Raw genomic sequence first — 13,817 nt, 5'->3', positions numbered from 1 at the left:
GCGAACTTCCACGCGAGACGGTAGCCAAAATGCTCCTCTCCCTAGTTGACTGGCACCGCCGTAGACGGGGCCAGTCGCACCGGCAGCAGCTTGTAGGACGGGGTTTTGGCTTTCGGGCTATGATGGGCGAGCGGAAATAACGGGTTGGTCTCGGGGTAATATGCTGCACAGCAGCCCTCCGGGATGTCATAGTCCAAGATCCTGAACCCGTGGACGGCCCTCCTCGTCTCTGGCTCGATCGCTGTGATCAGATCAACGGCATCGCCGGGCACGAAACCAAGTCTCTCGATATCGTTGCGGTTCATGAACACCACCTGCCTTGTGCCGTCGACGCCGCGAAAGCGATCATTATACCCGTAGATCGTCGTGTTGAACTGATCGTTCGATCGCAGGCTTGCGAGATGAAGTACGCCCGCGTCGCGTGCCTCAGGGGGGAGTTCCGGAAAAAGGCGCTCGGGGGTGAGAAAATTCGCCTTGCCGCTTGCCGTCACCCATTCCCGTTCCCGCGCCGGAAGTGGGCGCGGTATCCCGCCTGGCTGGAAGAGCCGCTTGTTGAAGTCTCGAAAGGTTTCCGGATATGTGGCTTCAATGGCATCGCGGATCAAAGAATAGTCATCGACCCACCGGTCCCAAGGCACCGCGCCAGTGGTGAGCGTCGCCTTGGCGATCCCGGCAACAATCGCCGGTTCGGACAAAAGGTGACGGCTTGCCGGCCGCGTCTTGCCGCGTGATCCGTGGAAATGCGCCACCGAACTTTCCATCGACACCGCTTGCGGGCCGCTTGCCTGCATGTCGATTTCGATCCGCCCCAGGCACGGAAGCAGATACGCGATCTCCCCGTGAATGACGTGGCTGCGGTTGAGCTTGGTTGCGATCTGCACGGTCAGTCGCAAATTGCGCCAGGCCGCCTCCATGGCCTCGGTCTCTGGCGCCGCGCGCAGAAAATTGCCGCCAAGGCTGATGAATGCCTTGGTGCTGCCATCGATGATCGACTTGCAAGCGTCCACAGTCGTGTGCCCCTCCCAGCGCGGCGGCTCGAATTGATAGAGCTGCTTCAGCTTGTCGAGCGGCACGAGGCTCGGTTTCTCGGTAATACCAACTGTCCGCTGACCCTGAACGTTGGAATGGCCGCGCACGGCACAGATGTTGGCACCGGGCTTGCCGATATTACCGCGCAAGAGGGCCAAATTACAGACCATATGAACGTTTTCAACCCCAAGCAGATGCTGGGTCAAACCCATCCCATAAACCATCAGCACGGCGTCTGACGCCGCGTAGACTTCGGCAGCTTCGATCATATCCTGCCGCGTCAGGCCGGAGACGCGCTGCAGTTCATCCCAATCATGTCGCCGCGCCGCGGCAGCGAATTCCTCGAAGCCGGCCGTATGGGTAGCGATAAAATCATGATCAAGCACATGTTTGGTATCAGCCGCGGCAACAGACGATGCGAAGGCCAAAGAAGCTGCGCTGGACGGGTCCCTCGGTTGATCATCACTGCCAGCGACTTTGCTGATATTGGCTGCACGCAGCGCATCGTCCGCCTCGATAAGGGCCTTCGAGATGCCGAACATCGCGGCAATATCGCCGCCGCTCTTGACCTGGTAATAGTTTGAGGAAATCGGCGTTTCCTTGCCGGTCAACATCTGGCCAGGCGACTGCGGGTTGACGAAGCGCTCCAGGCCCGGTTCGCGCAGCAGGTTCAGGGTCACCACCTTAACCCCGCGGTCGACCGCGTCCTGCAGGTCGTGCAGCAGACGCGGCGAGGAGGTACCCACATTCTGGGCGATGTAGAAGATGCAATCGCAGTTCTGAAAGTCGGACAAGAGCGCCGTTCCGACCGAAGCTCCGATGCTTTCCGGAAGGCCGACCGATGAACTCTCATGACACATGTTCGAGGAGTCAGGCAGGTTATTGCTGCCATAAATCCGGGCCATGAGCTGATACATGTAGGACGTTTCGAGAGACGCGCGGCCCGATGTGTAAAATTCAGCTTGTTCGGGTGAGATGGCCCGCAACTCGCGGCCGATCTCCTCAAAGGCGGCATCCCATTCGACGGGGAGGTATCTGTCACTTTGCGCGTCCCAGCGCATCGGGCGGGTCAGGCGGCCATGCTCCTCCAGATCGTGATCACGCCAGCTCTCTAGCTCAGACAGCGTGTGATCTGCAAAGAAGGCCTGGTCGGTTCTTCGGCTGGTCACCTCCCACGCGGTCGCCTTCGCACCGTTTTCGCAAAATTCGAGGGGATGGGTTTTTGCCGGCTTGGCCCAGGCACAGCTCACGCACATGTAGCCTTCCGGCTTGTTCTGCTGCGCCAGCAATCTTGCCCCGGACAGAGGGACATGCTCTCGGAACAAAACTTCGCTGACGGATTTCGCCGAACCCCAGCCGCCTGCAGGGCCGCTGTCGAAACCGAGCTCGGGCGTCTTCTTTGGGTTTTTTGTCATGATGTGCCGTCTGGAACTGGAAAAGACTGATCAAGGAGGAATTCACCCGAACCAACTTGGCACGCCAGAGTTCCGTGCCTCTTCAATTTTTTGCGTTCACGGGGTTCGCAGTGGAACCGCGGCTGTCGCAACACTCATCGATTGGCGCCCGGCGGTTTGGTTTCATCGTCATTTTACCCGAAGTAGCGGCTCGTGCAGCATCTCTTCACGACAGCCTCGACGATGCCGATCGATGCCAGAGCGATTTTTGCGGACGGTCACAGCCATTCGCGATGCCGAGCGTAAAGCATTGCGCGGTGAAGACGCGCCAGAGACGCCAGGGTCGCGCTGCATTCGCAGATCGGCCGCCCGCCTTACCTTGATCCGCGCCGACCCCCATCGGAGAAAAACCAGCGGCGTCTGGAACTTTGCGAGATCCGGCAGGTTCGCCGCCTTGTACAGTACAGCTGGAGCCGACCATGCGTTTCTTGCCTACGCGATTTCATGCCGTTCTCGACTATCTTGTCGGGCTGATCGTGATCGCGCTGCCTATCGCCCTGCAGATGGAGGGTGCGGGCTTCGTCACCCTGATCGACTTGGGGCTATTCGTGATCGTCTACAGCTTGCTCACTGACTATGAGCTGGGTGCCGTCCACTTTCTGCGGATAAGGTTTCACCTAGTCCTCGACGCTGCTTTCGGCTTCGCCATGCTCATAGCACCGTTAATCTTCGATTTTCCGCCCGCGGCGCGCTGGACCGCCTATCCAATCGGTATTCTTTCCATCGTGCTCTCCCTGACCACGAGAACCCGCGCGCTCGGGACCGCATCTTGAGACAATAAGGAGACAGTGATGAAGGCACTCTGCTGGCATGGAAAAGGCGACATTCGCTGCGACAGCGTCCCAGATCCCAAAATAGAAGATGGTCGAGACGTGATCATCAAGATGTCGGCCTGCGCGATTTGTGGGTCCGACCTCCATTTGATGGACGGCTACATCCCGTTCATGGAGAAGGGCGATATTCTCGGCCACGAATTTATGGGCGAGGTGGTTGAAGTCGGTCGCGACAACAAGAAGCTCAAGGTCGGCGACAGAGTGGTCGTGCCCTTTACAATTTGCTGTGGCGAGTGCTCGCAATGCCTGAAGGGCAACTGGTCGGTTTGTGAGCGAACGAACCGCAATGCCGAGAACGCCACGAAGGCATTCGGCTATCCGACAGCGGGGCTGTTTGGATATTCGCATTTAACGGGCGCCTACTCCGGCGGACAGGCCGAATATGTGCGCGTGCCCTACGCAGATGTCTCCCCTATCATCATACCGAACGGCATCTCTGACGAGCAGGCACTCTTCCTCGGCGACATTTTTCCGACCGGATGGATGGCAGCGGCCAATTGCGAGATCGAGCCAACAGACATTGTTGCGATCTGGGGCTGTGGCCCAGTCGGCCAGTTCTGTATCAAGAGCGCACTTATGCAAGGCGCCGCCCGCGTCATTGCGATCGACAACGTACCAGAGCGTCTGGCTCTCGCCGTCGCAGCTGGCGCCGAAACGATCAATTTTGATGAAATCGAGGGTACCATCCCCGATCACATCAAGGATATGACTGCTGGCCATGGCGCCGACAAATGCATCGATGCTGTTGGTGCTGAATCGCATGCAACGGCATCCTTTGATGCCATCGTCGATAAGGTAAAAGCCGCCACATTGCTTGGAACCGACCGCCCGCATGTTCTCCGGACCGCAATAATGGCATGCCGTCCTGGCGGTATCGTCTCAGTTCCCGGCGTTTATGGCGGGTTCCTCGACAAGATCCCGTTCGGAGCGGCAATGAACAAGGGCTTGACGATCAGAACCGGCCAGACCCATGTCAACCGTTACTCGCTCGATCTCCTGCGCCGGATCGAGGAGGGCGAAATTGATCCAAGTTTTGTAATAACCCACCGCGCTGGCCTCGAACGCGGGCCCGAACTCTACGAGACGTTCCGTGATAAGAAGGACAATTGCATAAAGGTCGTTCTGACTGCGTGAGAACCGCTAATGGAGGCCAAAGACCTCAAGGCGGCTTGCCGCAAATTCGAACATGAACACGGTGTGGAAGCGTTCCTCGACGCCATCGCCGAGATTATGACCGACCGGATGGCCGCTTATGGGCTGGAGGTGAATTTCTTCGATGATGCCGATCAGAGGGCCGACGCGCCCTCTGACGGTTTTCCATGCTCCGAGCCCGTCAAACTCCCAGCTGGGAAGACCGTGTCAGACCCGAAGCGCGCAAAGAATCCCGCCTGAGGAGTTCCGGCCAGCTGCGCGGCGTCTCGTAACCGATCCAGTGAAGCTGGCGTTCTGTGCTCGAGCGCCCGAAGGACGATAAACTGCTCTTCAAGATCAGTGCTCATCTGCGAGCGACGCAAATATCCTTTTTAGGGGGAAGCTCGAACACTTGATGTTGCAAGCGTCACGATCTCCCCTGGCCACTTGCGAGTTGCCTTGGTAGGTTTTCTTTCGAGGCTGAACCCACACCGTCCTTTCCCAATTCGACCTGATGCTCATCGATGATGCGAGCACCGCGCTGACGCGTTAGGTAGCGCGTGATCCATTGAATGCTGACGAGAAGCCGCTTTTCAAAATTCACCAGAAGATAGACGTGAACGAGAGCCCACAGTAGCCAGGCAAGGCGGCCCTTGAGTGTCCATGACCCGAAATCGAAAACCGCAGCGTTTCGTCCAATCACCGCGGTGTTGCCACGGTTCTTGAACCTGAACGCCCCCGGTGATCTCGTCGCGCCGTTTAAGAACCGCCCGAGATAGATCCCCTGCTGCTTGGCAACCTGGGCCAGACCCGGGAGCGGCTTGCCGTCAGCTCCGATCGCCAGCGCGGTGTCTCCCAGAACAAAAATGTCGTCAAAACCGATGGCACGGAGATTTCCATCAACTGGAATTCGCTGTGGGGCTCCTCTTGTAAGCCCAAGCCATTCCGACGCTGGTGAGGGTTTAACGCCCGCCCCCCACACCACGCAGCTGCATTTTATGAATTCGCTCTGGAGCTGGACACCGGTCGCGGTGACGTCGAGAACAGGTTCACCCAGCCGGACCTCCACGCCGATACCCACGAGGTAAGTCAAAGCATAGGAAGACAAATGTTCGGGAAAGGCGGCCAGAAGCTTCGGTCCTGCCTCTATCAGCACCACGCGGAAGCGCTCCGATCTCAGATTCCGAAAGTCTCGGTCGATCATGAACCGGCCAAGCTCTGAGACTGCTCCGGCCATCTCGACCCCCGTCGGGCCGCCGCCGATGACGACGAAGGTGAGCAGATCCTGATGTCTGTCGCGGTCAGTCTCCCGCTCAGCGTCTTCAAATGCAAGCAGCAGACGCTGTCGGACAAGGCGCGCCTCGTGAAGCGTTTTCATGCCGGGAGCGAAGATGCGCCATTCATCACGGCCGAAATAGTTGTAGTCCGATCCCGTGGCAATGACCAACCTGTCATACTCGACCCCATCCCCTTTATCGAGCAGCACCCGCCTCGTCTCGGTATCGATGTCAATGACTTCGGCCATCAGCATGTTGATGTTGTGGTATCGCCCAAGTGTCTTTCGAATGGGTTCGGCGATATCAGCCGGAGAGAGCGCCGCCGTCGCTACCTGGTAAAGCAGTGGCTGGAAGAGATTATGGTTGCGCCGATCGACCACAGTGACGACATGACCGGTATTGCCTAGCTCTTTGGCACAGGCGAGCCCGCCAAAGCCTCCGCCAATAATCACGATACGATTTTTCATATAAAGTATGCCACCCCCGTTTTGACGAGTTTACTAACCGCGCCCGGGCCCTCAACCTTCCGACGGCGGCCGCGCGCTGGTCTCGCCCGCGGCCCCGATTCTGGCTTTCAGCCGATCTGTTCGTTCTGAGCGCCGCTGTCGGGCCTGGCCGGCCCGAGGACGGGTTCCTCGCCCAGCGGTTCGTTCTGGAAAATCGAAAACTGCCCCTTTCCGTCCATCGAAGGGCCCTCATTCCAGCGTGCAGCCGGGGGAACCGAGCCATCCGAGGCGGTTGCGAAGAAATCGTAATTGTGAGCCTGATCTTCTTTTTCCTGCGGAAAGCTGTTCGGAATGGGCAATGCGCCTTCGTGGCCGCCAAGCTCCTCGATGACAGCCAGCCATTGCTGCTGGTGCATCGTGTCCCGAGCGATCATGAAATGCAGCATGTCCTTCATGCCCTCATCGTGAGCCGCATTGTAGAGCCGTGTGGCAAGTACTCGACCGGTACTTTCGGCCGCCACGTTGCAATACATGTCGGCCGCAAGATTGCCGCTGGCGTAGATGTGAGACATGTCGAAGGGAACGCCCTCGCTATTGCCGGGGAATGCGGCCATACCCGTCGAAAGGATGTGACGGTGAAGCATGCCCTCAATGACGTGGCGGGGGTTTTCGCCGCCCATGACGGCGCCGACGATACCATCAGCCGCACCGGCCTCGGCCAGGCTCGCAGGCGCCTTGTCGAGATTGAGTGCCACTGCGGTTGCCAGCATCTCGATGTGACCAATTTCCTCGGTCGCCGTATGCAGCAACATATCGCGATATTTCGTGGTCGGACCGCGCGCTCCCCAGGCCTGGAAGAAATATTGCATGCAGACGCGGATCTCGCCTTCGACGCCGCCGATCGCCTGCTGAAGCATTCGCGCAAAGATGGGGTCTGGCGAGCTGACCTTGACAGGGTACTGCAAGCGCTTATCGAAACTGAACATGAGTAGTCTCCTCGTAAGAGTGTCCGATACCTAGACTGATACCGGGCTGCCAACCGAGACGAGCCATAGAAGTTCCCGGGAAAACTTCAAAACGACAACCGGTTATGGAAGTGTACGATAGGTGACGGTTGGTGGCTGGCGCTTTCGCCCAGGTGAAGCGATCTCGCGGGCGTTTCGTGCCCGTTTTGCGTGAATGCCTGTCACTATCTCATCGCGCTCGCCAACTTATTTCTTGGGCCGCTCGTCCCGCATGGCCTCAGCGATTTCCAGAAGCAGCGGCAAGCCGGAAAGCTGCTTGAGTGACACAGATAGCTTCGGCTTCCAGTTCGGATAGGTGCCGCTCGTACCCGGAATGTTCGTCGGTCGCTTTTCGGCCGTCATGTCGGCCAACCGAACCGCAGCAAGTGCAGAGGCGGTTTTTGCAATGAAGCGATGTGCGCTGACGACCAAGTCTTTCAGCTTGTCGTCGTCAGCTCTCGGCGAAGGCAGGTGCTTGGGCGGGTTGGTACCCTCCTCTTTCAGCGCGACCTTCAGATCTTCTCGCTCATGCTGGCGTTCTTCTGCATGCGCTTTCGTCATCTCGGATGGAACGATACCATGTTCGGACCTGGCTTTGATGTCCGCGCCACGCCACCAGCCGGCCAATGTCTGATGGTCGTGTGTGGAAATACAGGCGAGCGACAGACGCGGATATGCACCTGCCGGCGTGAAACCCTTCTGTCCCCGTTCATAAGACAGGATGCGATAAGAGAGGATATTGGCTTCAGCAAGATCCTCCTGCAGGCCTTCCGGCAGCATGCCGAGGTCCTCTCCGATCACCAGGCAACGGTAATTTGATGAGGCTTCGGCCAGAATCTGTAGCAGCTCGTTTTGCGGGTAATCCACATAAGCACCTTCGTCGGGCGTACTGTCGAGCGGGACGAGAAATAGCCGGCGCAGGGCTGCCGCATGATCGATCCTGATGGCGCCTGCGTACCGCATCGCAGCCGTTACCATTCGCCGAAATGGCGCGTTGTTGCCCGAAGCGATTTCTGCAGGATGATAGGCTGCCAAGTGCCAGTCCTGGCCCTGGGGAGCAAACGGATCGGGCGGACTTCCGACCGTTGCATCGGAGATGTAGTTGCCTTGTTCGCTCCAGGTTGCCGAGCCGTCAGTTGCTTCTCCGACAGCCAGGTCGAGGTAGAGACCGATACGCAGACCGGCGTTTCGCGCAGCGTCGGTGGCTTGTCTCAATTGGCGATGGCAAACCCATTGCAGCCAGATATTGAAGTCGATCTGGTCTGCATGCTCGTCGGCAAACCTTGCGACCTCTGCGTTCTCCGGCCGCTGATATTCCGCTGGCCAAGATGACCAACCCGCGCCGAGACCTTGATCAGCCATCACCGAGGACAAAGCTTCAAACAGCGCGTGACGGCGCAGGACCTCCCCACCCTCATCGACAAAGCGATCGAACGCTTGGCGATCTTCCGCTTGACGATCTGAAGAGGATCGCCAAGCCTGCCAGATGCGGCGCAAAACAGCCATCTTGGCCTCGGCCACCCCGCCGTAATCGACGAGATCGCTCGACCGCAACTGCCCTATCCGCAGATCGAGCTGCGGATCGCTTTTGAAGCCGGGGACATGGTCGACCGCGATGTACAACGGATTGAGCATCTGCCGGCTTGATGGCTCGTAGGGGCTGCACCGGTCAGGATCGGCAAGGAAAGGCGCATGCAGAGGGTTAAGCCCGATGAAGTCGGCGCCAAGCGTCCCGGCAAGGAGGATGATGTCGATCAGGTCCTGGAAGTCGCCAATGCCCCAATTGCGTTCAGATCGCAGCTCGTAAAGCTGCAAGCTGATGCCCCATACTCGATCGGTCAGAAGAAAATCCGGCAGAAAAGCGCGCGGGATGGCTTTGCTGGAAGCTTTATGGGTGGCATGCCGCCCAAGGCACTCGGCATCGCTGTCGACGCGGACGCCGAGCGCCGCAAGGATTTTTCGCTTCGTGCCGTCGCTAATCGCAACGTCCCCATTGTCCGGGCTTGGCCTTTTAAGGCTGATCCCGTGTTCTGTTGCCAGCTGGTCGAGACGCGCATTTGAAGGAGCGTCACTTTTTTTACGGGAGACCATGCAGATTTAACCTCCCGCTTGGGCAATGCTGACGACAACAGCCCAGGATGCCATTTCGTCTTCAGTCGATGTTCCGAGTGAAAATATCTCCGTCTCCGCCGACGATGTCGAAAACCGCGCCGGGTGGTCCGAGAGGTTGGCAACTGCACGCAGCGTCAAGCCATCGTTAAAGGCCCATTCGACGACAGTGACGCGGCCCTCCTGCCGAAACGAAGAGCCAATTGGGCCCGTGGTTTCCAGCAGCGGAACGATCCGGTCATGCCGCAGAGCAAGAAGTGATCGATAGAACGCCAGCATTTCGGCGCCGGCCGCACCGGTGAGCTCAGACCAGTTAAGTTTTGACGCGTCAAACGTCGACTTGGCTGTTGGATCGAGTAAATCATCGGCATCGAACCCAGGAAGACGGGATAATTCCTCTCGGCGGCCCTGTCTCACCTTTTCGTTCAAGTCTTCATCGAAGTCGCAGAAATAAGGGAACGGCTGGCGCGCGCCCCACTCTTCACCCATAAACAGCATAGGGATCTGCGCTGACAGCAAATAGAGAGCTGTGACCGCTTTGAGCGGCTCCAGCGGCCGATAGGTAATCATACGGTCGCCAAGCGCCCGATTTCCAATTTGGTCATGATTTTGGATGAACGATACAAACGCGGTCGGAGGCAGGTTCGAAGTCGGCTTGCCCCGGCTCTCGCCACGATAGGGCATATGTTCGCCCTGGAATACGAAGCCTTCAGCAAGAGCGAGCCCGATCTTTGAGGGGTCATCGGCATAATCCTGGTAATAGCCGAAACTTTCACCGGTCGCGGCAATATGAAGGACGTGATGTACATCATCATTCCACTGGGCGGTGAAATGGACGGCCCGGCCATTCTGATCCCGCTCTAGAAGATCGCTGTCGTTATCTTCGTTCTCGACGATCAGATGAACATGCCGACCGGCAGCGATGGCTCGGACACGACGGGCAAGCTCATGGAGAAGATGCTCCTCGCTGTCGTCCTTGATAGCGTGTACGGCATCCAGCCGCAGCCCGTCGAGCCTGAATTCCTTGATCCAGTAAACCGCGTTCTGGATGAGGAATTCGCGAACTGCTCTTGAACCGTCACCGTCATAATTGACCCCGTTGCCCCACGGGGTCTTGTGGCTCTCGGTAAACAGCGGTGCGTAATTTGGAAGATAGTTCCCATCTGGCCCGAAGTGGTTGTAGACAACGTCGAGGAAGACGCCAATGCCGCGTTCGTGTGCAGCGTCGACCAGTGCCATCAGGTCTTCGGGGCGACCATAGGTGCTGTCCGGCGCGTAAGGGAGAACACCATCATAGCCCCAGTTGTACCGGCCGGGAAAATCGCTGATCGGCATGATCTGGATGGCGGTTACACCAAAAGCTGCCAGGTGATCGAGCTTGGTGATCGCGGCCGCGAAAGTTCCCTCCGATGTGAAAGAGCCGACATGCAGCTCGTAGATCACCATCTCTCCCCAAGGACGGCCTGTCCAGGCATCGGTCTTCCAGCGATGTCGTGACAGATCGATGATCTCACTCGGCCCATGCACGTCCTGAGGCTGGTATCGCGAGCCCGGATCCGGCACCTCCAATCCATCCGGCAAGACGAACTTATAGAGGGCACCGGGCCTGACACCATTCACGCGACAGCGATGCCACCCGTCTGCCTGCCGCTCCATCAGCTGCGGCTGAAGACCTTCCAGGTTGACCAGAACTCTGTCTTTCAAAGGCGCCCATAGCCGAAACTCGACACCATCCTCATAGATCAGCGGGCCGAACGCGTATTCGATCACGACATCATCCTATCTTTAGAATTCATAGCTCCGGCAGGGAGACCTGATCTCATCCGACACCATGCGGGTGGCGAATCTGACATCGCCCAAGACGGCACCAAGTTCCGTATGCCAGCGGCCTTGGCGGATAAGTTTATCGATGGAAGCATTCAGGTCTCCAGGACTGCGAGCGGACTGACAACTAGAAGCACGGATCGAAGTTCCACGACGGGACCGTCCGTACGGTCAAGAACGTTAAGAAGCTGAATGCGCGACTCTGGTTGCAACGGCGGCGGATGGGGGAAAGACATACCGTTTTTCATCGCCATGGCGGGGCGGGCGGCATTTTGAGCTCAAGCGCTGAAAAGATGCGTGAGATGCGGCCGTCAAAGTTACGGAACAAATGCTTCGAACACGCATTGTTTTTTTGATCTCTGCAACCGGCGGCGCCGCCACCGGGCGGAGCAGCACGCGCCAGAAAGCTGGCCGACAAGGAGGATATTATGGCAACGAATTCGACCAAGACACTCGACGATCTCTTTCTCGACACCCTGAAGGATATCTATTTCGCGGAAAAACAGATCCTGAAAGCTCTGCCGAAGATGGCGCGCGCTGCGCAGTCCGAGGAAGGCAAGGCTGGCTTCCTTCAGCATCGTGATGAAACACAGGGCCAGATCGACCGCCTGGAGCAGGTTTTCGAGATCCTTGGCAAGCCCGCGCGCGGCAAGACCTGTGAAGCCATCCAGGGCATCATTTCCGAGGGCGAAGAGATCATGGAAGAATTCAAGGGGTCGCCTGCTCTCGACGCTGGTCTGATTTCGTCGGCTCAGGCTGTCGAACACTACGAGATCGCACGCTATGGCACCTTGATCGCCTGGGCCAAGCAGCTTGGCCTAAAGGACGCCGTTGCCCTGCTGGAGGCTAATCTTCAGGAGGAGGAAGCAACTGATCAGAAGTTGACGCAGCTCGCCGAGGCGCAGGCCAATCCTAAGGGCAAAGGTTCCAAAGCTGCTTAAGTTGGGCAGTTTCGCCGTGAAGGCCGCCTCGTGAGGCGGCCTTTTCGTTTTTACGCAGCCTTGACAGCGTTAGTAACGGACCGTCCCAAATCAAAGGAACTGAGAGATGGAATGGCAAGGCAGACGTCAGTCTCAAAACGTCGAGGATCGCCAAGGCGAAAGCGGCGGGCTCAACGATAGTGCGTTCGGTCGGGGCGGCGGGTTCACCCTGCCGATCGGACGCCGCGGTGGCGGGCTGAGCATCGGCACGATCATTTTTCTCGTCGTGATCTACTTGGTTTTCAAAGCAATGGGCGTCGACCTTCTTCAGGTGCTGGGGGACGCCAACTCTGACGGATCGGGATACGAACAAAGCGAACGTCAAAACGCGGGGGCGGGGCAGACCCCTGCCAGCGACCAGATGACAGTATTTGTGAAGACGGTGCTTGCAGAGACTGAAGATACCTGGCAGGGCATTTTTCAGTCGCAAGGGCTTTCTTATGCGGATCCGAAGCTGGTGTTGTTTCGTGATCAGACCCGATCCGCCTGCGGCGCGGCGTCGGCTGCGACCGGACCGTTTTATTGCCCTGAAGACCAGAAGGTGTATCTTGACACGACCTTCTTCGAGGAGCTCAGCAATCGCTTCGGCGCCAGCGGTGATTTCGCTGAAGCATACGTAGTGGCTCACGAGATCGGGCACCACGTACAGAACCAGCTCGGCATTCTCCCGAAGTTCAATCAAGCCCGACAACAGATGAGCGAAAGCGATGCGAACAAAATGTCGATCCGCGTCGAGCTTCAAGCCGACTGCTTTGCGGGCATCTGGGGGAAGTACACCCAGCAGAAAGGCATCCTCGATGCAGGCGACACGGAAGAGGCTTTGAACGCCGCACAGCAGATCGGCGACGACACACTGCAAAAGCGCACGCAGGGTTATGTCGTGCCGGAAAGCTTCAACCATGGCACCTCCGCTCAACGTGTAAAGTGGTTTAAGCGAGGGTTCGACAGCGGCCAACTTTCATCATGCGACACCTTCTCGGGACCGGTCTGATGCAAAATTGCCTGAGATCGTCGTCCGGGTGATCGTCCGCAAAAGCCGGTTCCTGCCATCGCAAGCTAAGGGGGGCTCAGTGCTCCTGCTTGTCGGCCGTGACGTCAAGGTCTGAGGATGAACCTTCTGTGATCTTTTCCATTGTGTCGAGAACCTCCTCGGGCGTGACGTCTTGCTGGAGCTCTTCGATCTCCTGCTTCTCCTCTAGGTCGAGGCCAAGCTTGTCAGCGATCGCGGCGACCATTGTCAGAAGCTGTGTCGTCTCATGTTCGGCAAGCAGCGAAATTTGCAAGTTGAGGTCCGCCCTTTTGTCGTCTGCCTCTGCCATGCGATTCTGGCTGATCATGACAAAGGTCGAGATGAAGATCGCCTCCACCGACGCCACCATTGCCAAAATAACCAGAGAAGGGTCAAAAGCAGGAAGAAGCGGAAACACCTGTACATTGATCAGGATCCACCCGCCAAACAGGACCGCGTGGAGGTAGACGAAGATCATGGACCCGGCGAAGCGAGTAATCGCTGCTGCCGCGCGGTCCTGGAAGGACGCCGCGCAGGCCTCCTGGCGCCGTCTTAGCAGAAGGGCCTCGATGTTGCGGTCGAGACGGCTGGCAACGCCATGGTTCTGGTCGGGCGTGGAAGTCATATGAGCGCTCCGGTTCGACGCCGGAACTTCCCCCTGCTCCTGAAGTTCCTTAAATCGTGGTGAAAGCTTGCGTCGAATGATCATCGTGACACGCGT

The 13,817-nt window shown here is 58.0% G+C and carries 11 protein-coding genes; 5 read left to right on the top strand and 6 right to left on the bottom strand.

Going from position 1 to position 13,817, the window contains the following annotated elements; translation table 11 throughout:
• Window positions 1-41: 41 nt before the first annotated feature.
• Window positions 42-2,444 (bottom strand): FdhF/YdeP family oxidoreductase, encoded by a 2,403-nt coding sequence (locus ACEN84_RS00785; RefSeq protein ID WP_112715869.1) that lies wholly within the window; start codon window positions 2,442-2,444, stop codon window positions 42-44.
• Window positions 2,445-2,902: 458 nt separating this feature from the next.
• On the opposite strand from ACEN84_RS00785, the gene ACEN84_RS00780 reads away from it, so the two are divergent.
• Genes ACEN84_RS00780 through ACEN84_RS00770 form a run of 3 tightly spaced genes read left to right on the top strand, consistent with a single transcriptional unit; the run spans window position 2,903 to window position 4,708 of the window.
• Window positions 2,903-3,256 (top strand): hypothetical protein, encoded by a 354-nt coding sequence (locus ACEN84_RS00780; RefSeq protein ID WP_413708879.1) that lies wholly within the window; start codon window positions 2,903-2,905, stop codon window positions 3,254-3,256.
• A gap of 18 nt (window positions 3,257-3,274) precedes the next feature.
• Window positions 3,275-4,450: a zinc-dependent alcohol dehydrogenase gene (locus ACEN84_RS00775; RefSeq protein WP_112715865.1), complete on the top strand. Its 1,176-nt coding sequence runs from the start codon at window positions 3,275-3,277 to the stop codon at window positions 4,448-4,450.
• 9 nt (window positions 4,451-4,459) lie between these two features.
• Window positions 4,460-4,708 carry a hypothetical protein gene (locus ACEN84_RS00770; RefSeq protein ID WP_112715863.1) on the top strand — a complete coding sequence of 83 codons (249 nt, stop codon included), beginning with the start codon at window positions 4,460-4,462 and terminating at the stop codon, window positions 4,706-4,708.
• A gap of 166 nt (window positions 4,709-4,874) precedes the next feature.
• Here the strand turns inward: ACEN84_RS00770 and ACEN84_RS00765 are convergent, their stop codons facing one another.
• From ACEN84_RS00765 to treZ, 4 genes are all read right to left on the bottom strand, one after another.
• Window positions 4,875-6,191 (bottom strand): NAD(P)/FAD-dependent oxidoreductase, encoded by a 1,317-nt coding sequence (locus ACEN84_RS00765; RefSeq protein WP_112715861.1) that lies wholly within the window; start codon window positions 6,189-6,191, stop codon window positions 4,875-4,877.
• Window positions 6,192-6,298: 107 nt separating this feature from the next.
• A complete protein-coding gene (locus tag ACEN84_RS00760) occupies window positions 6,299-7,156 on the bottom strand; it encodes a manganese catalase family protein (protein WP_413708878.1) in 858 nt (285 codons plus the stop codon).
• A 225-nt stretch (window positions 7,157-7,381) separates the two neighbouring features.
• Window positions 7,382-9,265: a 4-alpha-glucanotransferase gene (gene malQ, locus ACEN84_RS00755; protein ID WP_199629707.1), complete on the bottom strand. Its 1,884-nt coding sequence runs from the start codon at window positions 9,263-9,265 to the stop codon at window positions 7,382-7,384.
• Window positions 9,266-9,271: 6 nt separating this feature from the next.
• A complete protein-coding gene (treZ, locus tag ACEN84_RS00750) occupies window positions 9,272-11,053 on the bottom strand; it encodes a malto-oligosyltrehalose trehalohydrolase (RefSeq protein ID WP_112715855.1) in 1,782 nt (593 codons plus the stop codon).
• Window positions 11,054-11,535: 482 nt separating this feature from the next.
• Between treZ and ACEN84_RS00745 the strand changes: the two genes are divergently transcribed.
• Together ACEN84_RS00745 and ACEN84_RS00740 are read left to right on the top strand one after the other, a co-directional pair.
• Window positions 11,536-12,048 (top strand): ferritin-like domain-containing protein, encoded by a 513-nt coding sequence (locus ACEN84_RS00745; RefSeq protein WP_112715853.1) that lies wholly within the window; start codon window positions 11,536-11,538, stop codon window positions 12,046-12,048.
• 106 nt (window positions 12,049-12,154) lie between these two features.
• Window positions 12,155-13,078 carry a neutral zinc metallopeptidase gene (locus ACEN84_RS00740; protein ID WP_413708877.1) on the top strand — a complete coding sequence of 308 codons (924 nt, stop codon included), beginning with the start codon at window positions 12,155-12,157 and terminating at the stop codon, window positions 13,076-13,078.
• Window positions 13,079-13,154: 76 nt separating this feature from the next.
• Here the strand turns inward: ACEN84_RS00740 and ACEN84_RS00735 are convergent, their stop codons facing one another.
• Window positions 13,155-13,721: a DUF1003 domain-containing protein gene (locus tag ACEN84_RS00735; RefSeq protein ID WP_130279555.1), complete on the bottom strand. Its 567-nt coding sequence runs from the start codon at window positions 13,719-13,721 to the stop codon at window positions 13,155-13,157.
• Between the last annotated feature and the right edge of the window lie 96 nt (window positions 13,722-13,817).

This window comes from Rhizobium sp. Rhizsp82 (genome assembly GCF_047325115.1).
Classification (GTDB): domain Bacteria; phylum Pseudomonadota; class Alphaproteobacteria; order Rhizobiales; family Rhizobiaceae; genus Rhizobium.
The sequence above is the reverse complement of the archived record's forward strand: the minus strand, read 5'-3'. Positions and strand labels throughout refer to the sequence as shown.